Source organism: Pseudomonas sp. 15A4 (genome assembly GCF_016925575.1).
Classification (GTDB): Bacteria; Pseudomonadota; Gammaproteobacteria; order Pseudomonadales; family Pseudomonadaceae; genus Aquipseudomonas.
In genome coordinates, this window is the sequence record NZ_CP068986.1 from 2047510 (window position 1) to 2072030 (window position 24521).

Here is a 24521-nt window from a genome sequence, read left to right on the forward strand (position 1 = left end):
TTCACGCGCTAGATCTCCAGCGGCTGGAATATTGCCTTCGTGAGCAAGCTCACTCCCACACGTTTCGCGGAACGGCTGAGATTCCAAGCCGAACCCCATCCTGTGGGAGCGAGCTTGCTCGCGAAGAGGCAGTTACATTCGCTGAGTTTTAAGCGGGACACTGTCTTCGCGAGCAAGCTCCCTCCCATCTTCTTTGGGCTCTTTAGCCTTTCCCCGGAATCCCGTACTTGCGCAACCGATGGGCGATCGCTGTGTGGGATGTCTGTAGCCGCGCGGCCAGTTGCCGGGTCGATGGGTATTGGCTGTAGAGCTTCTCCAGCAAGGACCTTTCAAAATCCTCAACCGCCGCTTCCAGGCTTTCTACTTCGCCATCACTGCCCCTCGCTACCGACGTGCCGGCAATGTCGAGATCGCCGATGTCGACCAGCGAGCTGTCGCAGATGGCCGCCGCGCGGAAGATCACGTTCTGCAACTGGCGGACGTTGCCCGGCCAGCGATTGCCAAGGAGGGCAGGGTAAGTGGTCGGCGCAAGGCGGCAGACCGGTCGCTGAATCTGCGTGCAGGCCTGCTCCATGAAATAGCGCGCAAGCATCAGGATGTCCTGACCCCGTTCACGGAGCGGTGGCACGTCCAGATTGAGCACGTTCAGGCGATAAAATAGGTCTTCGCGAAAGGTGCCTTCGGCGACCATTTTTTCCAGGTCGCGGTGGGTAGCGCTCAAGATGCGCACGTTGACCTTCACTTCCTTGTCACCGCCAACCCGCCGAAAGCTGCCGTCATTCAGGAAGCGCAGCAGTTTGGCTTGTAAATAAGGCGACATCTCGCCGATCTCGTCGAGAAACACGGTGCCTTTGTTGGCGAGTTCCATCAGCCCGGGTTTGCCGCCCCGTTGCGCACCGGTAAAAGCGCCGGGGGCGTAGCCGAACAGCTCGCTCTCGGCGAGGTTTTCCGGCAGTGCCGCGCAGTTCAGCGCGAGAAAAGGCGCTCCGTTGCGCGCGCTCACGGCATGACACGCCCGCGCCACCAGTTCCTTGCCCGTACCGGTTTCGCCCTGAATCAGCAGCGGCGCATCCAGTGCCGCGACCCTTTGCGCCCGCGCCTTGAGGGTGCGTATAGGCGCAGAATCGCCCAGCAACGCGTCGAAGCCTTCAGCGTGATCGTGGTGCAGTGCTGACAGGCGCTCACCGATTCGGCTTGGTTGATAAAGGGTCAGCAATGCGCCCGCGTCGGTGATCGGCGTCGCGTCGAGCAGCAAGGCCTCTCCGTTCAGCGTGACTTCCCGCAGTGGTAGGCGAAAGCCGTTTTCCAGCAGCGCCGATTGCAGGCCCGCATCGGAAAACAGCTCGCCAATCGACTCGCCCGCCGGTTCCCGGCCGTACAGCGCAACCAGCGCCGGGTTTGCCAGCAACACATGGCCGGCGCTGTCGAGGGCTAGCACCGGGTCGGTCATCGCTGCCAGCAAGGCGTCAAGCTGCAGGTGACGGCGCTGACCGGGAAGAATGTCGACCACCGTGATCGCTTCCACGCCGCGCACGCGAAACAGCCGGTCCTTGAGTTCTTCAAGCACGTCATGGCTCAGCGTAGGCGCGTCGATATAGACGTTGGGCGGCACCATTTCCACGGCATCGAGGTTCAGGTTGCGCGCGCCGAGGATGGCCAGCACTTCCTGGGTGATGCCGACGCGATCAATGAACGTGACGTGAATGCGCATGGGGAAGGAAAGGGTTCGCGGGAGTGAGGGGGCGATTATGCCAGTAATCTCATTAGCCATCCCGAGACCCTGAAAGCGCGCTGGCTACTCCAGATGCTCCGGCTTTACCGGGTCACCGGATTTCATGTCGAGCGTGTGACGGATGTCTTCGAACATCTGGTCGTATTCACCGTGCATCGCGTGCAGGTCAGTGATCTTTGGCAGGCCATGCTTCTCGAGTCTGCGGGACGCTTCGCTGGCGAAGTTGTAGGCCTTGTCCTTGGGCAGTTCGAACGTTTCATTGACCGGCTGGCCACTGACGTCGCCTTCCAGGGTGAACTGCATGCCCCGCCCCGAGTCGGTCTGGGTGACTTCGTAGCGGATGTGAAGGTCGTAGCCGACGTCGTGGGGTTGCACTGCGGGGTGGACGATGTGCAGATGGCCTGGCTCGAACATGGCGGTGGCTCCTGGGAAGGTGAATGGACCTAAAGGGACAGACCCATAGGACCGCCTCGGGTTCAGGTTCATATGCCGAGTGCTATCGGTCGAACCGGCTTCAGCCGGGAAAGCGTCAGCCGTCACACCTCAGAATAGAGGGTGTTCAAGCCGGCCTCTTCCCGGATAAAGCTGGTCCTACACCTCGCTTTTTTCCGGTTGAAGGCGCGAAGGCTCGGGCCGTGACCAGATCCACAGATTGACCAGCACCATGCCGGCCACCGCGAAATAGATCCACCAATTGTGTTTCAGCAACACCAGCATCATGACCGCGCAGATCAGCATGGTGACCGTGGCGCTGATTTTGGCCCTTCGCGCAATCCTCTTGCCGTTTCGCCAGTTGCTCAACATCGGTCCGAACAGCCGGTGGTTTTCCAGCCAGGCGCTTAAACGCGGCGAGCTACGAGTGGCCGCCCAAGCCGCCAGCAGAATGAATTCAGTAGTGGGCAGGCCAGGAATGAAAATCGCGATGATGCCGATGGTCAGGCTCACGTAGGCGAGAATGCCAAACAGGATGCGGGACAGTTTGCTGCCGGGTGGAGTACGGGTCATGGTCTCGGTAATGCAGAGTGAGCAGGTGCTGCGGGATTTTCACGTCCCGCAAAGGCGCTCAGCTTATCAGTGCCGGGCGCAAAAGGCCCGGCGTCAGGCGGGTTCGGCTTCAGACGCTGTTGCATAGGCGTGTTGCAGCAGCACGTTGAAGCGTTCGAAGGCCGCCACTGCGCCACGGTCTATCTCACGCTCCTGTTCGGCGTTGAATGGCAGATCGTCAATGATCCGGATAAAGCGTTTCCAGCCTTCGGCGCGACCGCCCGCCGGTTCGCCCAGATGGCGGGCGCCGAAGGTGTCGCTGAGGTTCAAGGCCACGGCGCGCTTGATCAAAAACGCTGCGCCCAGCTTCGAGCCTTCCGACACGAACAGCCAGCCCAGCGCCTCGGCAAGGCTGGGCCCATTGACGGCGCCGGCGACCGGAGCAGGGATGGCAGCCTGAAGATCAATCAGATCGGCTTTGGCCTGTTCGGCGCGGCATCGATCCGGCAGGTCGGCAATCAGCTCGATCAACTGCGGGTGCGTGTACAGCGTTTTCAGCTCTTCCTGAAACAGGTATTGGGCGCTGAGGAATCGGCTGTAGCTGGCCAGTGTTTCGAACGGCGCCTTGGCCTTCACTGCCTTGTCCAGTTGTACATGGGGGGCGTGGGTGATCTGGTTCAGGCGTTGCGAACGACGAATCGAGTTGTCGGTCATGGGTCTTCCTTGGAAATGAGGCGCTTGTTAACAAGACGAACGAGCGTTGCAGGCGCGTAAAGAATCACGCACCTGCAACGGGGATCGGTCAGATATCCCACACCACGTTCACGGCGAAATTGCGGCCGGGCTGGGTCAGACGGTCGAGGTTGGCGGGAGCAGTGGCGCCTGCTTCGCCGACGTTGTCGTAGCCGCGCACGTCGTCCCACAGCCAGTATTTTTTGTCCGCGAGGTTGTACAGGCCACCGCTGACCGTGACGTCGTTGGTGACTTTGTAATAGCCCGTCAGATCGACGAGGCCAGAGCCCGGCGTCTTGAACCGGGTGGCACCGTCGGGGGCGTAGTAGTTGCTGGTGTCGACCCGGGTCTTGCGCTTGACCAGGGTCCAGTTCAGCAAACCGCCGTAGTTGTTCTGGTCATAACCCAGCCCGACTACGCCGGTGAGCGGATTGATGCTATTGAGGGGCTGGCCGGTGTCGTTGTTGCGGCCGTACAGATAGGCCAGTGAGCCTCGGGTGTAGAGGCCTTCGGGTGCGCCGAAGCTGGCCAGGTTCAGCCGGCCCTTGAGCTCAACGCCCTTGATCGTGGCGTGCTTGATGTTGTTGGACTGGAAGGTCGTGGTGGTGGCGTTGGCTGGAATCACTGCGTCCTCATTAATGAAGTCGCGATACGTGTTGTAGAACACCGCCAGATCAAACGTGCCCTCGTCGAAGTGACCGCGCAGCCCGGTTTCGTAGCTCTTGCTGGTCTCCGGCTTCAGGTCGGGATTGGGCTCCACGACGTAATTGCCCCGGGTGTTTTCGAAGCGGCCATACAAGGCTTTGGCGCTCGGCGTGCGGAAACCCTCGGCGTATTGGCCGTACCAGGTGTAGGCGTCGTTGAACGCATAGGTCAGCCCCAGCTTGGGTAACAGGCGATGCCATTTTTTCGTGCTGTCGTCGAACTCGCTCTTGCTTTTCAGGTTGACGCTTTTGAGGAATGAATCTGTGGCGTCTGGTTCGAGCGTGGTGTAGTCGTAGCGGGCGCCGGGCATGAAGGTCCAGTCGCCCCACTTGATCTGATCCTGAGCGAACAGCGCGTAGGTGGTGATCGTCGGGTTCGGGAAGTCATTGGTGGGTGCCACGATGTCGTTCGCGCTGGCACTGACTGCGCCGAGGGTGCGGCAGGTTCCGACGACCGACGCACAGGTGGCTGATCCTGTCCGAAGCCCTGTCACCTTCTGTTGCTTGAGGGTCGTGCCGTACGTCAGCAAGTGCTGGGTGTCGCCAAGGTCGAACGCTTTATCCAGCTGTGCGTCGAGGATCCACTGGCGTTCCTTGTAGTGGGTGTCGCGGGTGCGCCAGACGTCACGACTGCCGGGCACATAGCGCTCGAGGGTGTTTTGATCGGTCTTGGCAAGTTGGTAGTTCAAGCTCCACTTGGCGTTGTCGGCCAGCACGCTGTCCAGCGCGAAACTGTTTTCCAGGCCAAACCGTTCGCGGGTGATGACATCGTTGCCCTCGCGGTTTCGGTACATCCCTGACGCACCTCTGCCAGGTATGAAAGGCCCTCCCACCACACTCTTCTGATTCGTATGCGTGTCGTCCTTGTACTTCTCGTACGTGAACGCCAGACGATCATTGTCGCCGTAGTTCCAACCCAGCTTGGCGAGCACATTCGTTGCACGTGCGTCTTCCGGGTTGGCCGCCGTCCGGGACAGCCCTGTGCCGCCATGCTCACCGTAGGACTCGGTCTCGTGGCCGTTGCGTTGACTGACGTGCAGCAAACCGTCGACATCCCCCACGCGTCCGGCAACCGTGGATGAATTCAGCCAGCTGTTGTCCGCCGAGCTGTAGCCGGTTTTCAGGCGGGCACCGACGTCCTTGCCCGGCTTGATGATGTCCTCGGGGTCGAGGGTGTAATAGCTCACGGCACCGCCGATGGCGCTGCTCCCATACAGCGCCGACGCAGGCCCGCGCAGGATCTCGACACGCTTGATGATCTCCGGATCAACGTAATTGCGATGGGTGTTGGCGAAAGGACCCTGGAAGAAGTTGTCCGGCACTTCGACGCCATCTACCTGCGTCAGGATCCGATCGCCGTCGATGCCGCGAATGTTGTAGCCGCTGGTGCCCGCACGCTGGCCGGCCCCGCCCACGGAGACCCCCGGCTCGTCGCGTACCAGGTCGCGGATGCTGTTGACGTTGCGGCGGTCCAGCGACGCTCTGTCCTGCACTGTCACCGTGCCGGGTACCGAATCCACCGACTGCGCCTGACGCGTGGCGCTGACTGTGATCTGCTCCAGTTCCAGCGCGCTGGCTTGCTCGGCGGCAGCGACGGCGGGGCTGTGCACCGCAGCCGCTAAAACGGCGATGGTCAGCAGGGAAAGCCCGAGGTGGTGAGTGGCGTTTGGCGAGGCGGGTGAGGCGGGGTTGAAGCTGGACAGCATGGATAGCGCTCCCTGTCGTGCGGGTCGTCATAGTTGTTGCGAGATGATTCAAATAGGAATCAATTGCATTGGCTATGACTAGACGTACGGGTCGCGGCTATCGCGTAAAAATAATTTCGGTGAGTGTCAGATCATCAGGTTCGAAGCAATGGCGCCGCAGGTTGGCGAGCGCAGTCCGGCGTCAGGTTTTTTCCGCACAGCCAGCACCTCTGCCGCATCGAATAGCGGTTGCGAGTGCCACACGGCCTCGGCGCTGGCAAACGCTTCGCGGTGGGCGGGATCGGCGTCGAGCCATTCCAGAAAGCGCGCGTGTGTTGCAATATCGGCGATTTCCAGCTCGATCAGCCAGGTCAGGGCCTGGTCCATCGTCTCGGCAGCGCGCGCTGCATTGGCTTTAGCGCGGCGGGGTGATTGAGCGTCCGTCAAGGAGCGTCCTCGGGTCCACGGTTTGGCCGGCAGTGTAGCGTCACTCTGTAGCACCAGCTGACGATTCTTGCCGGCGAAGCTCAGTGATCCAGACGCGCGGCCACACTCAGGCAAACCATCATGATCAGCTTCAATTCTTTTTGCACGGTGCTGGTGGACACGCCCAGTTGCTCGGCGATTTCCAGATAACTCGCGCCGTGAAGTCGACTGAGGTTAAAGATTTTCTGCTGTCGCGGCGACAGGGTTTCCAGGCTCGCGCTAAGACTCTCCAGCAGACGGTTGGCGTGGGCGGCATCCTCCAGTGAGGTGTCGGGGCCGACGACATTATGGATATCGCTGAGGGGCGCATCGTCAATGATGGTGCGCGCGTGAACGCGCCGTGCGCGCAGATGATCCAGGGCCAGATTGCGCGCGGTCTGGAAGACGAAGGGTTCGAGGTGTTCGATGGCCCGCTCGGCGAGCGCACGGGTGACCCGCAGGTAGGTTTCCTGGAGCAGGTCTTCGGCGGTGGTGTGGCTGCGGACCATGCGCTGAAGCGTGCGCAACAGCATGGTTCGCCGGGCGAGAAAGACAGCATTGAAGTGCGACTGAGTCACGGGGACACCCGACCAGAATTCAGCAGATGATAATGCTTATCATCTAGAGGTCAGGTCAAGGCAGGGATTTGCACAGATTGTAAAGGCGTTGTCCGGGGACGGTAGCCATTACTGAAGGAGGGAGTTTGATCGCGAAGAGCTTGGAAAGTCCGCTGACTCTTCAGCGGCGTGCATTCCTTCTTCGCGAGCAAGCTCGCTCCTACACAGGATGATCCCGTTACTTACTTACTCGGCGTTCATCAACGCCAGGCAGTTATCCAGCATGCGGTTGGAGAAGCCCCATTCGTTGTCGTACCACGCCAGCACCTTCAGCAGGCGACCGCTGACTTTGGTGTGGTTCGCGTCGAAGATGGACGACAGCGGGTTGTGATTGAAGTCGTGGGAAACCAGCGGCAGGGTGTTGTAGCCGAGGATTTTCGAATGCTGCGCCGCTTCCTTCATGATCGCGTTGACCTCTTCGGCCGTCGCATTGCGCTTGAGCTGAATGGTCAGGTCCACCAGCGAAACGTTGATCACCGGCACACGCACGGCCATGCCGGTCAGCTTGCCCGCCAGCTCCGGCAGCACCAGGCCGACCGCTTCAGCAGCGCCCGTCTTGCTCGGAATCATCGACTGGGTAGCCGAACGCGCGCGGTACGGGTCAGTGTGGTAGACGTCGATCAGGTTCTGGTCGTTGGTGTAGGCGTGGATGGTGGTCATCAGACCGCTCTCGATGCCCAGTTCACGGTTCAACACCTGGGCAACCGGCGCCAGGCAGTTGGTGGTGCAGGAGGCGTTGGAAATGACCTGATGGGACTGGCGCAGCACGTCATGGTTGACGCCGTAGACGATCGTCGCATCGGCGCCTTTGGCCGGAGCCGAGATAATCACTTTTTTGGCGCCGGCAGTGATGTGAGCAGCAGCCTTGGTGCGGTCGGTGAACAGACCGGTGCATTCAAACACCACGTCGATGTTCAGAGATTTCCACGGCAGCTCGGCCGGGTTGCGAATGGCGCTGACCGAAATTCGGTCACCATTGACGGTCAGACTTTCCTGATCGTGCTCGACGGTGCCGTCGAATGGCCCGTGGACGGTGTCGAATTTAAGCAGGTGGGCGTTGATCTCGCTGTCGCCCAAGTCATTGATGGCGACGACTTGCAGGTCCTGACGGTAGCCTTGGGTATAAAGTGCGCGTAGGACGTTGCGGCCGATTCGGCCAAAGCCATTGATTGCGATGCGGAGAGTCATACACCCGTCCTCAGGAATTTGTTGTTGGAATTACAAGATTATTCTCATAAAAATAGAAAACAACCCCTTTTAGTGGCAGTATTTTGTTTTATCTACAAATAGAAACCCGTCTGGCCGTCACAACTGGCTGAAAATCAAGTGCTTGCCGCCGCTCTCGTCTGAGCCCCGGATTTGATCGCAGCCTGGTGAAAGCGCCTGAACGAGTGACCACATCGCTAGCCTGGAGTCCATGACATGCATCCCCGCGTCCTTGAGGTAACCGAACGGCTGATTGCTCGCAGCCGTGAAACCCGTCAACGCTACCTGCAATTGATCCGGGGTGCGGCGAGCGACGGGCCGATGCGCGGCAAGCTGCAATGTGCCAACTTCGCCCACGGCGTCGCGGCATGTGGTCCCGAAGACAAGAACAGCCTGCGCATGATGAATGCGGCCAACATCGCCATCGTCTCTTCCTACAACGACATGCTCTCGGCCCACCAGCCGTACGAACACTTCCCCGAACAGATCAAAAAAGCGCTGCGCGAAATCGGCTCGGTGGGGCAGTTTGCCGGTGGCGTTCCGGCCATGTGCGACGGCGTCACCCAGGGTGAGCCGGGCATGGAGCTGAGTATCGCCAGCCGAGAAGTCATTGCGATGGCAACAGCGGTGGCGTTGTCCCACAACATGTTCGACGGCGCGCTGATGTTGGGCATCTGCGACAAGATCGTTCCGGGTCTGCTGATGGGCTCGCTGCGCTTCGGTCATTTGCCGACGATTTTTGTGCCGGGCGGGCCGATGGTCTCGGGCATCTCCAACAAGGAGAAAGCCGACGTGCGTCAGCGCTACGCCGAAGGCAAGGCGACCCGTGAAGAGCTGCTGGACTCGGAAATGAAGTCCTACCACGGCCCGGGCACCTGCACGTTCTACGGCACGGCGAACACCAACCAGTTGCTCATGGAAGTCATGGGTCTGCATCTTCCGGGTGCCTCTTTCGTCAATCCCTACACACCGCTACGCGATGCCCTGACACGCGAGGCGGCGTTCCAGGTCACGCGTCTGACTAAACAAAGCGGCGACTTCATCCCTCTCGGAGAGATTGTGGACGAACGTTCGCTGGTCAACTCGATTGTTGCCCTGCACGCGACGGGCGGTTCCACCAACCACACGCTGCACATGCCGGCGATTGCCCAGTGCGCGGGCATTCAGCTGACCTGGCAGGACATGGCCGACCTGTCGGAAGTCGTGCCGACCCTGTCCCACGTCTACCCGAACGGTAAAGCCGACATCAACCATTTCCAGGCCGCCGGCGGCATGTCCTTCCTGATCCGCGAGCTGCTCGACGCGGGCCTGATGCACGAAGACGTCAACACGGTCATGGGCCGTGGTCTGCGTCGCTACACCCAGGAGCCGTTCCTGGAAGAAGGCACACTGGTGTGGCGCGATGGCCCAATCGAAAGCCTCGACGAAAACGTCCTGCGCCCCATCGCGCGTCCGTTTTCGGCCGAAGGCGGCCTGCGGGTGATGGAAGGCAACCTGGGCCGTGGCGTGATGAAAGTCTCTGCCGTTGCGCTGGAGCATCAGATCGTCGAAGCCCCCGCCAAAGTGTTCGAAGACCAGCAGGACCTTGCCGACGCCTTCAAGGCCGGTGAGCTGGAATGCGATTTTGTGGCGGTCATGCGCTTCCAGGGGCCGCGCTCCAACGGCATGCCGGAGCTGCACAAGATGACGCCGTTTCTGGGCGTGCTGCAGGACCGTGGCTTCAAAGTAGCGCTCATTACAGACGGACGCATGTCCGGCGCCTCCGGGAAAATCCCGGCGGCTATTCACGTTTGCCCGGAAGCCTCCGACGGCGGACCGCTGGCGCTGCTGCGTGATGGGGATCTCATTCGTGTCGATGGCGTGAAAGGAACGTTGCAAGTTCTGGTCGAACCGGCAGAATTGGCCGCCAGAGAGCCGGCGATCGGTCGCTTGTCCCATAACGTGGGCAGCGGCCGCGAACTGTTCGGCTTCATGCGCATGGCCTTCAGCTCGGCAGAGAAGGGCGCCAGCGCCTTTACTTCGAATCTGGAGACGCTCAAGTGACATTGGCGATGGTGGGTGATATCGGCGGCACAAATGCGCGGTTTGCCATTTGGGAAGACGAGCAGTTGCATTCGATCCGCGTGTTCGCGACGGTCGATTACGCCAGTCCTGAAAAGGCCCTGACGGTCTATTTGCAGGACCTGGAATTGCAGCGCGGTGATGTCACCTCCATCTGCTTGGCCGTGGCCGGGCCGGTGACCGGCGATGATTTTCACTTCACCAACAGCCACTGGAAGATCAATAGGCAGGCATTCTGCGCCGAGCTTAAGATCGACCACCTGATCCTGGTCAACGACTTCACCGCCATGGCCCTGGGCATGACCCGCCTGAAGGACGACGAGTACCTGACCGTGCGTCATGGCAAGGGCGATCCTCGTGGTGCGCGGGTGGTGATCGGGCCAGGCACCGGCCTTGGCGTCGGCACGTTGATCCGCAGCGGCGAAGCGCGATGGACTGCGGTGCCGGGGAGGGCGGTCACGTTGATTTGCCGATCGGCACGCCTCGCGAAGCCCTGCTGTGGATGCGGTTGATGGCGACCCACGAGCATGTCAGCGCCGAGACGATTCTGAGTGGCGCCGGGCTGTTGCTGCTGTATCAAGTCAGCTGCGGGCTGGACGAGATCGAGCCTGAACTCAAATCCCCGGCGGCCATTACCTCGGCGGCGCTCAAGGGCGATCCGGTCGCCAGCGCGGTGCTCGAGCAGTTCTGTGTATTCCTCGGCCGGGTGGCGGGCAATAACGTACTGACTGTCGGCGGACGCGGCGGCGTGTATATTGCCGGTGGCGTGATCCCGCGGTTCGTTGATTTCTTCATGCAGAGCGGCTTCAACAAGGCGTTCGCCGAGAAGGGACTGATGAAGGATTACTTCAATGACGTGCCGGTCTGGCTGGTCACTGCCGAGTACCCTGGCCTGATGGGCGCTGGCGTGGCGCTGGATCAATATGCGACGAGCGCTAGCGGCAAGCTATAAGCTGCAAGCTGCAAGCTGCAAGCTGCAAGCAAAGACCGCGTACGTCTCGCTGGCCGCTTTGAGCTTTGAGCTTGAAGCTGCCTTACCCACCATTGCTCACAAGGACGACCATGTGAACGCTGTCAGTAAATCGATTCTGGTGGTCGACGATGACGAGGAGATTTGCGAGTTGCTGCAAGCCTACCTGAGCCGATCCGGTTTTCAGGTGCGCACGGTCGGCGATGGGGCGGAGTTTCGTCAGGCGTTCAACGAAGAGGCCAGCGACCTGCTGATTCTCGACGTCATGCTCCCCGATGAAGACGGCTTCAGCCTGTGTCGCTGGGTCAGGCAGCATCCGCGTCAGCCGCATATTCCCATCATCATGCTTACCGCCAGCTCCGACGAGGCCGATCGCGTCATTGGTCTGGAGCTCGGCGCCGATGACTACATGGCCAAACCCTTCAGCCCCCGCGAGCTTCAGGCCCGGATCAAGGCCCTGTTGCGCCGTGCCCAGTTCGGTCAGGAACGCAGCGGCGGTGAAGTGCTGGTGTTCGATGAATGGCGGCTGGACATGGTCAGTCATCGGCTGTTTCACAACGACGGCGAGGAGGTGATTTTGTCCGGCGCCGATTTCGCGCTGCTCAAGCTGTTCCTCGACAACCCCCAACAGATCCTCGATCGCGACACCATCGGCAACGCCACCCGTGGCCGTGAGCTGATGCCGCTGGAGCGCATCGTCGACATGGCGGTGAGCCGCCTGCGTCAGCGTTTGCGTGACACCGGCAAGGCGCCGCGATTGATCCGCACCGTGCGAGGCAGCGGTTATCTGCTGGCAGCCAATGTGCTGCCGCAAGCCGGCAACGGCTACTAGCCCTTGATGGTGGTCGACAGGAAACGTCGCTTGCCGGTGCCTCGCTCGCTGCTCGGGCGCATGTTGCTGCTGACCTTGCTCGCCGTGCTGCTGGCGCAAACCCTGTCCAGCCTGATCTGGCTCTCGCAATTGCGCGCGACGCAAATGGAAGGCCTGGTCACTAGTGCCCGCAGCCTGGGTTTTTCCATGGCGGCAAGCGTGAGTTACTTCCGCTCGCTGCCTGTCGCGTTTCGGCCGCTGGTACTCGATCAACTGCGCAGCATGGGCGGCACGCGTTTCTTCGTTTCACTTAATGACCGCCCGCTGGAAATGCAGGTGCTTGAGCCCACCGTGCGCAAGACGGCGGTCATCGATGTGGTCGGTCAGGTGTTGCGGCAGAACCTTGGCGCCGACCCGGATATCCTCGTGCGCTTCGTGCGTCCCGAAGACCTGCGCATTTTCAACAGCGGCCTCAGGCTCGATGAGCTGCCACGCTCGTGGGCTCATTACGCGCTGACCCTCGAACCGGTGAATCCGCCCGTGCTGGTGACGCAGATCGAGCTGTCGCCTGGCGAATGGCTGTACATCGCCTCGCTGCTGCCCGAGCCCTACACCATGCTCGAAGCCGAAGGTCTGCCTTCTCAGCAGGTCTGGTTCATTGCGCTGACCAGTCTCTTTCTGCTGGTGTTCATCGGCCTGCTGGTGCACTGGCAGAGCGGCCCGCTCAAGCGTCTGGCTCATGCTGCGCGGGATCTGTCGCTGGGTGCCGACGTCGAGCCGGTGGTGGAGGGCGGCGGCAGTGAAGTGGTGGAAGTGACCCGGGCGTTCAACACCATGCGCGATCGCATCAGCCGTTACCTGACCGAGCGCGGCCAGCTGTTCAGCGCGATTTCCCACGACTTGCGCACGCCGATCACTCGCTTGCGGCTACGCGTTGAACTGCTCGAAGACGAACAGATGCAGGCCAAATTCACCCGAGATCTGGATGAGCTGGAGCTGCTGGTAAAAGGCGCGTTGCAGTGCGTGAAGGACACCGATATTCACGAGAATATCGAGCCGGTTGACCTCAATCACGCGCTGGATTGCCTGATCGAACCCTATCTCGCCCCCGATGGCGCGGGCCGTGTCACGTTGCAGGGCAAGGCGATGTCGATGTACTACGGCAAGCCTCTGGCGCTGCGTCGCTGCATGGGCAACCTGATCGATAACGCGATCAAGTACGGCGACCGTGCGCACCTGTTCGTCGAAGACGACGCCGATGCGTTCATTCTGCACGTCGAAGACGAAGGCCCGGGCGTGCCGGAACAGCGGCTGGAGCAGGTCTTCGAGCCGCACTTCCGGCTGGCCGGCAAACACCAGCAGGGCTACGGACTAGGGCTCGGAATTGCGCGCAACATTGCCCATAGCCATGGCGGCGAAGTGACGTTGCAGAACATGCGCGAAGGCGGGTTACGGGTCACGCTGTATCTGCCGCGCGGCGTGGAGTAATCCGGCCTCTTTTCTGAATGTCACAGCTCTGTGACATTTGCGCATCCCTTCGTTACCGTCCGCTCTAACCCCTTGGTTAGAATCCACGCAGCGCAAGCGCCACGACTTGCTCATGCATAACAACAAGAAAGGTCAGATATGAATTCGATTTCCCGTCTCGCTGCACTTATTTCCCTCGCCTCGTTGTTCCCTCTGAGCGCCATGGCGGCTGATGCCAAAGGCACCGTCGAAGTTGTGCACTGGTGGACGTCCGGTGGCGAAAAGGCCGCTGTCGATGTGCTCCGCGCGCAAGTTGAAAAAGACGGTTTCACCTGGAAAGACGGCGCTGTCGCAGGCGGCGGCGGTGCAACCGCAATGACCGTGCTCAAGAGCCGCGCCGTTGCTGGCAACCCGCCTGGCGTTGCGCAGATCAAAGGCCCGGACATTCAGGAATGGGCTTCCACCGGCCTGCTTGATACCGACGTGCTGAAAAACGTCTCCAAAGAGGAGAAGTGGGACAGCCTGCTGGACAAGAAAGTCTCCGATACCGTGAAGTACGACGGTGATTACGTGGCCGTGCCGGTGAACATCCACCGCGTCAACTGGCTGTGGATCAACCCGGAAGTCTTCAAGAAAGCCGGTATCGAAAAAGCCCCTACCACCCTCGAAGAATTCTACGCAGCGGGCGACAAGCTCAAAGCGGCAGGCTTCATCCCTCTGGCCCACGGTGGCCAACCTTGGCAAGACAGCACCGTTTTTGAAGCCGTCGTTCTCTCTGTCATGGGCGCTGACGGTTACAAGAAGGCACTGGTCGACCTCGACAACGCTGCGCTGACCGGCCCTGAAATGGTCAAGTCGCTGACCGAGCTGAAGAAAGTCGCCACCTACATGGATGCCGACGGCAAAGGCCAGGACTGGAACCTGGAAGCGGCCAAAGTCATCAACGGCAAGGCTGGCATGCAGATCATGGGTGACTGGGCCAAGAGCGAATGGACCGCCGCCAAGAAAGTCGCCGGCAAGGACTACGAGTGCGTAGCGTTCCCGGGCACCGACAAGGCCTTCACCTACAACATCGACTCCCTGGCTGTTTTCAAGCAGAAGGATGCGGGTACTGCTGCAGGTCAGCAGGACATCGCCAAGGTCGTGTTGGGTGAAAACTTCCAGAAAGTCTTCAGCATCAACAAAGGCTCGATCCCGGTTCGCAACGACATGCTGGCTGACATGGGCAAGTACGGTTTCGACTCGTGCGCCCAGACCGCTGCCAAGGATTTCCTGGCTGACGCCAAAACCGGCGGCCTGCAACCAAGCATGGCGCACAACATGGCTACCACACTGGCCGTGCAGGGCGCTTTCTTTGACGTCGTGACCAACTTCATCAACGACCCGAAAGCCGATCCGGCCGACGCGGCGAAGAAGCTGGGCGCTGCGATCAAGTCTGCCAAGTAAGCCGTAACACCGCTTGCTCCATGTAGGAGTGAGCTTGCTCGCGATGGCGTCATGTCAGCCAATACAGACGGCACTGACACGCCGCATCGCGATCAAGCTCACTCCTGCAGAAGGCGGCGTGTTTGCACTCTTCATTCTTCTGTACTGGATTTCACCATGAGTTCTGTTGCTGTGTTCAGCAAAGCCTCGCCGTTCGATGCACTGCAGCGCTGGCTACCCAAACTGGTGCTGGCGCCCAGCATGTTCATCGTATTGGTGGGCTTCTACGGCTATATCCTGTGGACGTTCGTTCTGTCGTTCACCAACTCGACTTTCCTGCCGACCTACAAATTCGTGGGTCTGGCGCAATACGCGCGGTTGTTCGACAACGACCGCTGGTGGGTAGCCAGTAAAAACCTCGCGGTGTTCGGTGGCATGTTCATCGGCATCAGCATGGTGGTTGGCGTGCTGCTGGCGGTCTTTCTGGATCAGCGTATCCGCCGCGAAGGCTTTATCCGCACCATCTACCTGTACCCGATGGCGCTCTCGATGATCGTCACCGGTACGGCCTGGAAGTGGCTGCTCAACCCAGGCATGGGCCTGGACAAACTGCTGCGTGACTGGGGCTGGGAAGGCTTTCGCCTGGACTGGCTGATCGATCCGGACCGCGTTGTCTATTGCCTGGTGATCGCGGCGGTATGGCAGGCATCGGGCTTCATCATGGCGATGTTCCTGGCGGGCCTTCGCGGCGTTGATCAGTCGATCATCCGTGCTGCGCAGATCGACGGCGCGAGCATGCCGAAAATCTACTGGAAGGTCGTGCTGCCAAGCCTGCGTCCGGTGTTCTTCAGTGCGGTCATGATCCTGGCGCACATCGCCATCAAGAGCTTCGACCTGGTAGCAGCCATGACGGCCGGTGGCCCGGGCTATTCGTCGGACTTGCCCGCAATGTTCATGTACTCGTTCACCTTCAGCCGTGGCCAGATGGGCATGGGTTCCGCCAGTGCGATTCTGATGCTCGGCGCAATTCTCGCCATCCTTGTGCCTTATCTGTATTCCGAGCTGAGGGCCAAGCGTAATGACTAGTCTCGTCAACAAGCCTGCTCTCAGCCTGAGCCGCGTCGCCATCTATGCGGTGCTGATCGTTGCGGTGTTCATTTATCTGGTGCCGTTGGTGGTCATGTTGCTGACCAGCTTCAAGTCGCCGGAAGACATCGGCAGCGGCAACCTGCTCAGCTGGCCGACCGAAGTGACCGCCATCGGCTGGATCAAAGCCTGGGCGACGGTGAAGGGCTACTTCTGGAACTCGTTCCTGATCACCGTTCCCGCGGTGCTGATCTCTACCACCATTGGTGCGCTGAACGGCTACGTACTGTCGATGTGGCGCTTCCGCGGTTCGCAGTTGTTCTTTGGTCTGCTGCTGTTCGGTTGCTTCCTGCCGTTCCAGACCGTCCTGCTGCCGGCGTCTTTCACCCTCGGCAAAATGGGCCTGGCCAGCACCACAACGGGTCTCGTGTTTGTCCACGTCGTTTACGGTCTGGCGTTCACCACGCTGTTCTTCCGCAACTACTACGTCAGTATTCCGGATGCACTGGTGAAAGCGGCGCGGCTGGACGGTGCAGGTTTCTTCACCATCTTCCGTCGGATCATTCTGCCGATGTCGACGCCGATCATCATGGTCTGCTTGATCTGGCAGTTCACCCAGATCTGGAACGACTTCCTGTTCGGCGTGGTGTTCTCCAGTGGTGACTCGCAGCCGATCACGGTGGCGCTGAACAACCTGGTCAACACCAGCACCGGCGTCAAGGAATACAACGTTGATATGGCGGCGGCGATGATCGCCGGGCTGCCGACCCTGCTGGTCTACGTGGTCGCAGGCAAGTATTTCGTGCGCGGGCTGACGGCCGGCGCAGTCAAGGGGTAATCATGGCAACGCTTGAGCTTCGCAATGTAAACAAGACTTATGGGGCCGGTCTGCCGGACACCCTGAAGAACATCGAACTCTCCATCAAAGAAGGCGAGTTCCTGATTCTGGTCGGCCCTTCGGGCTGCGGTAAGTCGACCCTGATGAACTGCATCGCTGGCCTGGAAAACATTACCGGCGGCGCGATCATGATTGGTGATCAGGACGTCAGCGGCATGAGCCCGAAGGATCGTGACATCGCAATGGTGTTCCAGTCCTACGCGCTGTATCCGACCATGAGCGTGCGCGAGAACATCGAGTTCGGGCTGAAGATTCGCAAGATGAATCAGGCTGATATCGACGCCGAAGTGGCGCGGGTCGCCAAGCTGCTGCAGATCGAGCACCTGCTCAACCGCAAGCCGGGGCAATTGTCCGGTGGTCAGCAACAGCGCGTGGCCATGGGCCGGGCACTGGCCCGTCGTCCGAAGATCTACCTGTTCGACGAGCCGCTTTCCAACCTCGACGCCAAACTGCGCGTCGAGATGCGGACCGAAATGAAACTGATGCACCAGCGCTTGAAGACCACCACGGTCTACGTGACCCACGACCAGATCGAAGCGATGACCCTGGGCGACAAGGTGGCGGTCATGAAGGACGGCATCATTCAGCAGTTCGGTACGCCCAAGCAGATCTACAACGACCCGGCCAACCTGTTCGTGGCGAGCTTCATCGGCTCGCCGCCCATGAATTTCATCCCGCTGCGTCTGCAACGCAAGGACGGTCGCCTCGTCGCACTGCTCGACAGCGGTCAGGCCCGTTGCGAACTGCCGATGAGCATGAACGACGCCGGCCTTGAAGACCGTGAGGTGATTCTGGGCCTGCGTCCCGAGCAGATTGTGCTAGCGTCCGGTGATGCTGCAGGTCTGCCGACCATTCGCGCCGAAGTCCAGGTGACGGAGCCGACTGGCCCGGATACGCTGGTATTCGTTACCCTCAACGAGAGCAAGGTCTGCTGCCGTCTGGCTCCGGATATTGCACCTGCTGTGGGCGAGACCTTGACGCTGCAGTTCGATCCGGCGAAGGTTCTGCTGTTCGACGCCAAAACCGGCGAGCGCCTTGGCGTGTTGGCACCGAGTCAGTCGGTGGAGAATATGGGGAATGTCACGCGGCTCAACCGCAACTGATCCCGACGTGCAGGAGCACTGCACAAACGAGCACCTGTGGCGGGTGGATGTCTGCCGTACAAAACCCGTCATGCACACGATGTACGTGGTTACAACGCTGTTCAAAAGCTAATAACAATAAAACGAGGATCCAAGGGATGAAAAAGGTACGTAACAAGTCGCTTAACCAGTTTCAGCTGATCGGTGGGTTGTCTGTCCTGAGCGCGTTGACGATTTCCGGAACGGCGTCTGCAATGGAGCCTTTCAAAGCCAGCGAGCACATGACCGGTGACTGGGGTGGTCTGCGTCAAGAGCTGTATGACAAGGGTTACGACTTCCCGATCGAGTATGTAGGCGAAGCCGCCTCCAACCTCAACGGTGGTTACAACGACGACAGAACCGGCCGCTACAGCGACCAGTTTGCGTTTGGCGTACAGATGGACCTGCAAAAAATCCTCGGCTGGCACGACGCAGAGTTCAAGCTTGCGATCACCGAGCGTAGCGGCAACAACATCTCCAACGATCGTATCGGCGATCCGCGTGCCGGCACGCTCAGCTCCTCCCAGGAAGTCTGGGGTCGTGGCCAGACCTGGCGTCTGACCCAGATGTGGGTCAAGCAGAAGTACTTCGACGGCAAGCTCGACATCAAGGTCGGCCGTTTCGGTGAAGGCGAAGACTTCAACAGCTTCCCTTGCGACTTCCAGAACCTGTCGTTCTGCGGCTCGCAAGTCGGTAACTACGTAAACACCTGGTACAACTGGCCTGTCAGCCAATGGGCTGCACGCGTGAAGTACAACATCACGCCTGAGTTGTTCGCCCAGATCGGTGTCTACGAGCAGAACCCTTCGTACCTCGAAACCGGCAACAGCTTCAAGCTCAGCGGCAGCGGCTCGAAAGGCACCGTCGTACCGGTTGAAGTAGTGTGGTCGCCAAGCGTCAACTCGCTGCCAGGCGAATACCGTCTGGGCTACTACGTGAGCAATCCGAGCGCCGACGATCTCTACGAGAACGAAAACGGCCAGCCTCAGGCGACTGCCGGCGGTGACTTCAAGTCTCACAAAGACAAGCACGGCTGGTGGGTCGTGGCTCAGCAACAGCTGACCGCGCACAACGGCGACGCATCCCGTGGTCTGAGCATTTTCGCCAACGCGACGGTGCATGACAAAGCCACCAACTTCGTCGACAACTACCAGCAGGTCGGCTTCGTCTACAAAGGCCCGTTCGATGCACGTCCGAAGGATGACATCGGTATCGGCGTCGCACGTATCCACGTGAACGATGATGCCCAGGACAACCGTCGTCTGGTGAACGCCGTCAACGGTATCGAAGACTACGACAACCCAGGCTACCTGCCGATCCAGAAGACCGAATACAACTCGGAAATCTACTACGGCGTGCACGTAACCGACTGGCTGACCGTGCGTCCCAACCTGCAGTACGTGAAGAGCCCGGGCGGTGTGGACGACGTTCAGAACGCACTGGTTGCCGGTATCAAGATTCAGTCGAAGTTCTAAGCTAAAGCGGACGCTCCTCCGCGCTCCACAAACGATCAAGGGTCGTGTGTGCTTTACGGGCAGCCTGGCTGCCCGTTTTTTCCGCTATTTATTCCGCAGCAATGGCTTCGTATTCGGAGCATTTTTTCTCGCGTGACGAGTGACCGCAATCTGGAGTGCTACAACGATGCCCTTCAGGGATTCCGGCTCAACCGAGCATCCTCTTCAGCGTTTTTTCACTTCGGTGCGACCGCAACCGACTTTTCAGTGGGAACGCTACCAACAGCGCGATGTGCTGGTGATCAACCATGCCCAGTGCCAGGCCGTGTTCAGTCGGCAGGGCGCTCAACTCCTGCATTTCGAACCTGCCGGGCAGAAGCCGTGGTTGTGGTGTGCTGCCCATTGGCCTCTGGTCGGTGCGATCCGCGGCGGCGTGCCGGTCAGTTGGCCCTGGGTCGGGCGTCATCCGGGGAGAGTGGCTGGCCGGCGAATGGCTGGGGCCGGCTGCTCGACTGGAAACTGGTTGAAAGCCATGAGCACGCGCTGGGAGTGACCTTGCGCTGGCAGCTCAGATTGTGGGACTGGCAGGCCGATCTCTTCGCTGAGCTGGGGCAGGCGATGGACCTGCGCCTTGAAACGCGTCACGACGACAGCGAGCCTTGCCACTTCGGCCATGGCTTGCACGCCTATTGGCGCATCAGCGACGTGGCAGATGTTGCGCTCCAAGGGCTCGACGGTGCCCACGGCTACGATGAACTCAGTCGCAGCGCCTGCGAGCAGCGGGGCGAGCTACGGGTCCAGGGCAGTTGTCAGCGGGTATTCGAGCATGCCGGACGGCTTGAGCTACAGGATGACACTTGGCAGCGGCGTCTGTGCATCGACACCGGAGACAGCGACAGCACGGTGGTCTGGCATCCCGGCAGCCGACCCTTGCTCGGTGTGGGTGGCGATGAAGCCATGGGCTTCTTGCGTGTCGAGGCGGCGTCAGGTGTTGATGATTGCCTCAGCCTGGCGCCCGGGCAGCACGCCAGTCTGAGCCTGCAGGCCACTCTGGTTCACTGAGTGTGGAGGCGGGGATCGCCTGCCAATGAGGCGTTCCCTCAATTCAACTCATCGTCCGCGGGATACCGGCTCGCGTTCAGGCTTTCCTTGATCTTGCGCAGGTGTGGCTGGAAGTCGACGCCCCGACGCAGGGTCATGCCCGTTGCCAGCACATCCAGCACCGTCAGCTGGACGATCCTCGACGTCATGGGCATATAGATGTCGGTGTCTTCGGGCAGCGGGATGTTCAGGCTCAGCGTGCTGGCCTTTGCCAGCGGCGAGTCGGCGGCGGTGAGGCCCAGCACTGACGCGCCGTTCTCCCGGGCGATCCGCGCCACTTCCACCAGCTCGCGGGTGCGTCCGGTGTAGGAAATGATCACAAACAGCTCGCCGGTGTGCGCCACCGAGGCCAGCATGCGCTGCACCAGCACGTCGGCATGGGCCGTGACCGCGAGATTGAAGCGGAAGAATTTGTGCTGCGCGTCCAATGCCACAGGCGCCGAAGCCCCGAGGCCGAAGAAGTGGATCTGCCGCGCCTGAATCAACAAGTCGACCGCTTTGCTGATCAGGTTGGGATCAAGCACCTGGCACACGCTGTCGAGGGACGCGATGGCACTGCCGAAAATCTTGCGGGTGTAGGCTTCCGGGTTGTCATCGGCTTCCACCGCGCGGCTGACGTAGGCGGCGCCGCTGGCCAGGCTCTGGGCCAGCTGAAGTTTCAGCTCTGGATAACCGCTGACATCGAATGAGCGGCAGAAGCGGTTGACCGTCGGTTCACTGACTTTCGCGGCCTGTGCCAGCGCAGCGATGCTGAACCGGGTAGCCTGCTGCGGATTGCTCAGAATCGCCTCGGCGACCTTGCGCTCGGCCTTGTTCAGCTCTTCCAGACGACTCTGGATCTGCTCCAGAAGATTGCGTACGCGGTCCATTGTTTGTCCTTCTGATGAAACGGCGACAGGCCGGTGGACAGGCCTTTATTTGAAGAGTGGGAATTTGGCCTTTAGCCTGTCGCAAAGGTGGCCTATCGTACTGAGGGCCTGTGGTGATCACCACTCTAATGTGGTTCTGGTGGGAATGTTGTGGTTATTACTACATTCGGCCTTGAGTAACGCCTTTAAAAAAGGTATTTGTAGCTTAACTTGATAAAAGAACCAACATTATGCTCTCGATTACGGTTGAACCGTGCACTTTTGCGTTGTTTGGCGCCTTGGGTGACCTGGCGGTACGCAAACTGTTTCCTGCGTTGTACCAGCTTGACCGAGCTGGACTGCTGCATGCCGAGACCCGAATTATTGCGTTGGCCCGTGAGCCCGGCACTCCTGAGGAGCACTTGGCCTACATCGATAAAAGCCTGCGTCGCTTTGTTCCCGAGGCGCAGCTTGAGACCGAACACGTGGAGCGTTTTCAGGCCCGCCTGAGTTACCTGCACGTCGACTTTCTCAAGGGCGAGGATTACGTCGCGCTCGCCGAAGCCGTGGGCGACGCGCCGACCATGATTGCCTACTTCGCGACCCCGGCGTCGGTCTATGGCGCCATCTGCGAAAACCTCGCGCTGGTTGGCCTGACCGATCGCACCCGCGCCGTGCTGGAAAAACCCATTGGCCACGACCTCGCGTCGTCGCGCCGGGTGAACGATGCCGTTGCCAAGTTCCTGCCTGAAACCCGTATCTACCGGATTGACCACTACCTGGGCAAGGACACGGTGCAGAACCTCATTGCCCTGCGGTTTGCCAACAGCTTGTTTGAGACGCAGTGGAACCAGAACCACATTTCCCACGTGGAAATCACCGTGGCGGAAAAGGTCGGCATCGAAGGGCGTTGGGGCTATTTCGACCAGGCCGGTCAGCTGCGCGACATGATCCAGAACCACCTGTTGCAGCTGCTGTGCCTGATCGCGATGGACCCGCCCAGCGACCTGTCCGCCGACAGCATCCGTGACGAGAAGGTGAAAGTACTCAAGGCACTGGCGCCGTTCACCCCGGAGCGTCTCGCCACACAGGTGGTGCGTGGTCAGTACATCGCCGGCTACAGCGAGGGCAAGCCGGTGCCGGGCTATCTGGAGGAAGAAAACTCCAATACCCAGAGCGACACGGAAACCTTCGTCGCCATTCGTGCCGACATCCGTAACTGGCGCTGGTCAGGCGTGCCGTTCTACCTGCGTACCGGCAAGCGCATGCCGCAAAAGCTCTCGCAGATCGTGATCCACTTCAAAGAGCCGCCGCATTACATCTTCGCCCCAGAGCAGCGCTTGCAGATCAGCAACCGACTGATTATCCGCCTGCAGCCCGATGAAGGCATCTCGCTGCAAGTGATGACCAAGGATCAGGGCCTGGACAAGGGCATGCAGCTGCGCAGCAACCCTTTGCAACTGAGCTTCTCCGACGCCTACCGCAGCGCCCGCGTGCCGGACGCCTACGAGCGGTTGTTGCTGGAGGTCATGCGTGGCAATCAGAACCTGTTTGTCCGCAAAGACGAAATTGAATACGCCTGGCAATGGTGTGACCAGTTGATCGCTGGCTGGAAAAAGGCGGGCGATGCGCCCAAGCCTTACCCGGCCGGTTCCTGGGGGCCGATGAGCTCCATTGCTCTTATTACGCGTGACGGGAGGTCCTGGTATGGCGATATGTGAACTTGAGTTTCCGGCGGGCCTGAAGGCCCACGAATTCGATAGCCCCGAAGTGTTGGCGAACGCGCTGGCTGATCAGGTGGCCGAGCGACTGACGGCTGCGATTTCCAGCAACCCCCACGGCACGGCCACGTTGGTGGTGTCGGGCGGCAAAAGTCCGGTGGCGTTTTTCAAGGCGCTGGCGCAGAAGCCGCTCGAGTGGTCGAAAGTCTGCGTGAGCCTGGCCGACGAGCGTTGGGTACCGACCGAGCACGCCGACAGCAACGAAGGCCTGCTCAAGCGTTTCCTGCTTCAGGGCCCGGCGGCCGAGGCGGGGTTCTTTAGCCTGTACCGTGCGACAACGACAGTGGATGAAGCCGCGGCTGCAACGGACGAAGCGCTCAAGGCGCTGCCGAACATCGACGTGCTCATTCTGGGGATGGGGGACGACGGCCACACCGCGTCGCTGTTCCCCGACAGTCCGCATCTGAAGGAAGCGCTGGACCTCAACAGCGAGCGTCGTTGCCTGCCCATGCTCGCGCCGACCGTCCCGCATCAGCGCTTGACCCTGACACGTCCGGTCCTGGCATCGGCAGCGACCACCATTCTGTCCGTTTCCGGCCAGGCCAAACTCGACACATTGCGCGCTGCACTGGCAGGCGATGACCTTGCCGAAATGCCGGTGCGCGCGTTCCTCAACCCGTCTCTAGAGATCTACTGGTGCCCATAAGCAAAGGATCAGCCGCCATGGAAAATACCCAAGTGAAACAGCCGTTGAATAGCATGGCGAGCAAGATTGCCCAGATCGACGCACTCTGCGCAAAAGCGAAGATTCTGCCGGTCATTACCATTGCCCGTGAACAGGATGTTCTGCCGCTGGCCGATGCCCTGGCCGCTGGCGGTCTGAATGCGCTGGAAATCACCCTGCGTTCGGAGTTCGGCCTCAAAGCCATTCGCATGCTGCGTGACGCGCGCCCTGAGCTGAGCGTTGGCGCCGGCACCATCCTTGACCGCCATATGCTCAAAGCGGCCGAGGAAGCGGGTTCACAGTTCATCGTCACCCCCGGCAGCACCCAGGATCTGCTGGAAGCCGCCGCGCTGAGCGAATTGCCGCTGCTGCCAGGCATCAGTAGCGCTTCGGAAATCATGATCGGTTACGCGCTGGGTTATCGCCGCTTCAAGCTGTTTCCGGCGGAAATCAGTGGCGGTGTGGGTGCCATCAAGGCGCTTGGCGGTCCCTTCCCGGAAGTGCGCTTTTGCCCAACCGGCGGCGTCAGTGCGGCCAACTTGAAAAGCTATATGGCGCTGCCCAACGTGATGTGCGTTGGCGGCACCTGGATGATCGATAACGCGTGGGTGAAGAACGGCGACTGGCAGCGGATTACCGACGCCACTGCCGAAGCCATCGCGTTGTTCGACTGAGTCAGGATTTGCCGGTCAGGCGCAGGCTTCGACAG

General features: G+C 60.3%; 19 protein-coding genes and 3 pseudogenes. 13 read left to right on the forward strand and 9 right to left on the reverse strand.

What is annotated here, in order from left to right:
- Positions 1-202: 202 nt before the first annotated feature.
- The 8 genes and pseudogenes from JN403_RS09200 to gap form a co-directional block, all read right to left on the reverse strand.
- Positions 203-1711, reverse strand: coding sequence for a sigma-54-dependent transcriptional regulator (locus JN403_RS09200; RefSeq protein ID WP_205486797.1), 1509 nt, complete (start codon positions 1709-1711; stop codon positions 203-205).
- Positions 1712-1795: 84 nt separating this feature from the next.
- On the reverse strand, positions 1796-2146 hold the full coding sequence (locus tag JN403_RS09205) for a DUF5064 family protein (RefSeq protein WP_205486798.1): 351 nt from the start codon (positions 2144-2146) through the stop codon (positions 1796-1798).
- Positions 2147-2323: 177 nt separating this feature from the next.
- Positions 2324-2737 carry a YbaN family protein gene (locus JN403_RS09210; RefSeq protein WP_205486799.1) on the reverse strand — a complete coding sequence of 138 codons (414 nt, stop codon included), beginning with the start codon at positions 2735-2737 and terminating at the stop codon, positions 2324-2326.
- A 93-nt stretch (positions 2738-2830) separates the two neighbouring features.
- On the reverse strand, positions 2831-3430 hold the full coding sequence (locus tag JN403_RS09215) for a biliverdin-producing heme oxygenase (RefSeq protein WP_205486800.1): 600 nt from the start codon (positions 3428-3430) through the stop codon (positions 2831-2833).
- An 88-nt stretch (positions 3431-3518) separates the two neighbouring features.
- A pseudogene (locus tag JN403_RS09220) lies at positions 3519-5720 on the reverse strand (TonB-dependent hemoglobin/transferrin/lactoferrin family receptor); the annotation flags it as partial.
- A gap of 264 nt (positions 5721-5984) precedes the next feature.
- Positions 5985-6224, reverse strand: a complete 240-nt coding sequence (locus JN403_RS09225) for a FecR/PupR family sigma factor regulator (RefSeq protein WP_205486802.1) — start codon at positions 6222-6224, stop codon at positions 5985-5987.
- Between the two features lie 140 nt (positions 6225-6364).
- Positions 6365-6880, reverse strand: coding sequence for a sigma-70 family RNA polymerase sigma factor (locus JN403_RS09230; protein ID WP_205486803.1), 516 nt, complete (start codon positions 6878-6880; stop codon positions 6365-6367).
- A 225-nt stretch (positions 6881-7105) separates the two neighbouring features.
- A complete protein-coding gene (gene gap, locus JN403_RS09235; protein WP_205486804.1) occupies positions 7106-8107 on the reverse strand; it encodes a type I glyceraldehyde-3-phosphate dehydrogenase in 1002 nt (333 codons plus the stop codon).
- Positions 8108-8341: 234 nt separating this feature from the next.
- Between gap and edd the strand changes: the two genes are divergently transcribed.
- The 10 genes and pseudogenes from edd (at position 8342) to JN403_RS09285 (ending at position 20480) form a co-directional block, all read left to right on the forward strand.
- On the forward strand, positions 8342-10168 hold the full coding sequence (edd, locus tag JN403_RS09240; protein ID WP_205486805.1) for a phosphogluconate dehydratase: 1827 nt from the start codon (positions 8342-8344) through the stop codon (positions 10166-10168).
- A pseudogene (locus JN403_RS09245) lies at positions 10165-11138 on the forward strand (glucokinase). Before edd ends, JN403_RS09245 begins: the two are co-directional and overlap by 4 nt.
- Positions 11139-11250: 112 nt before the next feature.
- A complete protein-coding gene (locus JN403_RS09250) occupies positions 11251-11988 on the forward strand; it encodes a response regulator transcription factor (protein WP_122622508.1) in 738 nt (245 codons plus the stop codon).
- 6 nt (positions 11989-11994) lie between these two features.
- Positions 11995-13455 (forward strand): ATP-binding protein, encoded by a 1461-nt coding sequence (locus tag JN403_RS09255; RefSeq protein ID WP_275900183.1) that lies wholly within the window; start codon positions 11995-11997, stop codon positions 13453-13455.
- A 138-nt stretch (positions 13456-13593) separates the two neighbouring features.
- Positions 13594-14880, forward strand: coding sequence for an ABC transporter substrate-binding protein (locus JN403_RS09260; protein WP_122535890.1), 1287 nt, complete (start codon positions 13594-13596; stop codon positions 14878-14880).
- A gap of 156 nt (positions 14881-15036) precedes the next feature.
- Positions 15037-15945: a sugar ABC transporter permease gene (locus JN403_RS09265; protein WP_037014845.1), complete on the forward strand. Its 909-nt coding sequence runs from the start codon at positions 15037-15039 to the stop codon at positions 15943-15945.
- Complete coding sequence (locus tag JN403_RS09270; protein WP_122622506.1) at positions 15938-16783, forward strand: carbohydrate ABC transporter permease; 846 nt, start codon at positions 15938-15940, stop codon at positions 16781-16783. The genes JN403_RS09265 and JN403_RS09270 overlap by 8 nt, the downstream gene beginning before the upstream one ends.
- Positions 16784-16785: 2 nt before the next feature.
- Positions 16786-17946: an ABC transporter ATP-binding protein gene (locus tag JN403_RS09275; RefSeq protein ID WP_122535892.1), complete on the forward strand. Its 1161-nt coding sequence runs from the start codon at positions 16786-16788 to the stop codon at positions 17944-17946.
- Between the two features lie 137 nt (positions 17947-18083).
- Positions 18084-19439 carry a carbohydrate porin gene (locus JN403_RS09280; RefSeq protein ID WP_122535893.1) on the forward strand — a complete coding sequence of 452 codons (1356 nt, stop codon included), beginning with the start codon at positions 18084-18086 and terminating at the stop codon, positions 19437-19439.
- Positions 19440-19605: 166 nt separating this feature from the next.
- A pseudogene (locus tag JN403_RS09285) lies at positions 19606-20480 on the forward strand (D-hexose-6-phosphate mutarotase).
- A gap of 38 nt (positions 20481-20518) precedes the next feature.
- Here JN403_RS09285 and JN403_RS09290 read toward each other — a convergent pair.
- Positions 20519-21388 carry a MurR/RpiR family transcriptional regulator gene (locus JN403_RS09290; RefSeq protein WP_065992054.1) on the reverse strand — a complete coding sequence of 290 codons (870 nt, stop codon included), beginning with the start codon at positions 21386-21388 and terminating at the stop codon, positions 20519-20521.
- Positions 21389-21618: 230 nt separating this feature from the next.
- Between JN403_RS09290 and zwf the strand changes: the two genes are divergently transcribed.
- Genes zwf through JN403_RS09305 form a run of 3 tightly spaced genes read left to right on the forward strand, consistent with a single transcriptional unit; the run spans position 21619 to position 24486 of the window.
- Positions 21619-23088, forward strand: a complete 1470-nt coding sequence (zwf, locus tag JN403_RS09295; RefSeq protein WP_122535895.1) for a glucose-6-phosphate dehydrogenase — start codon at positions 21619-21621, stop codon at positions 23086-23088.
- A complete protein-coding gene (pgl, locus tag JN403_RS09300; protein ID WP_205486806.1) occupies positions 23075-23794 on the forward strand; it encodes a 6-phosphogluconolactonase in 720 nt (239 codons plus the stop codon). Before zwf ends, pgl begins: the two co-directional genes overlap by 14 nt.
- A 17-nt stretch (positions 23795-23811) precedes the next feature.
- Positions 23812-24486, forward strand: a complete 675-nt coding sequence (locus JN403_RS09305; protein ID WP_122535897.1) for a bifunctional 4-hydroxy-2-oxoglutarate aldolase/2-dehydro-3-deoxy-phosphogluconate aldolase — start codon at positions 23812-23814, stop codon at positions 24484-24486.
- The last annotated feature ends 35 nt before the right edge of the window (positions 24487-24521 follow it).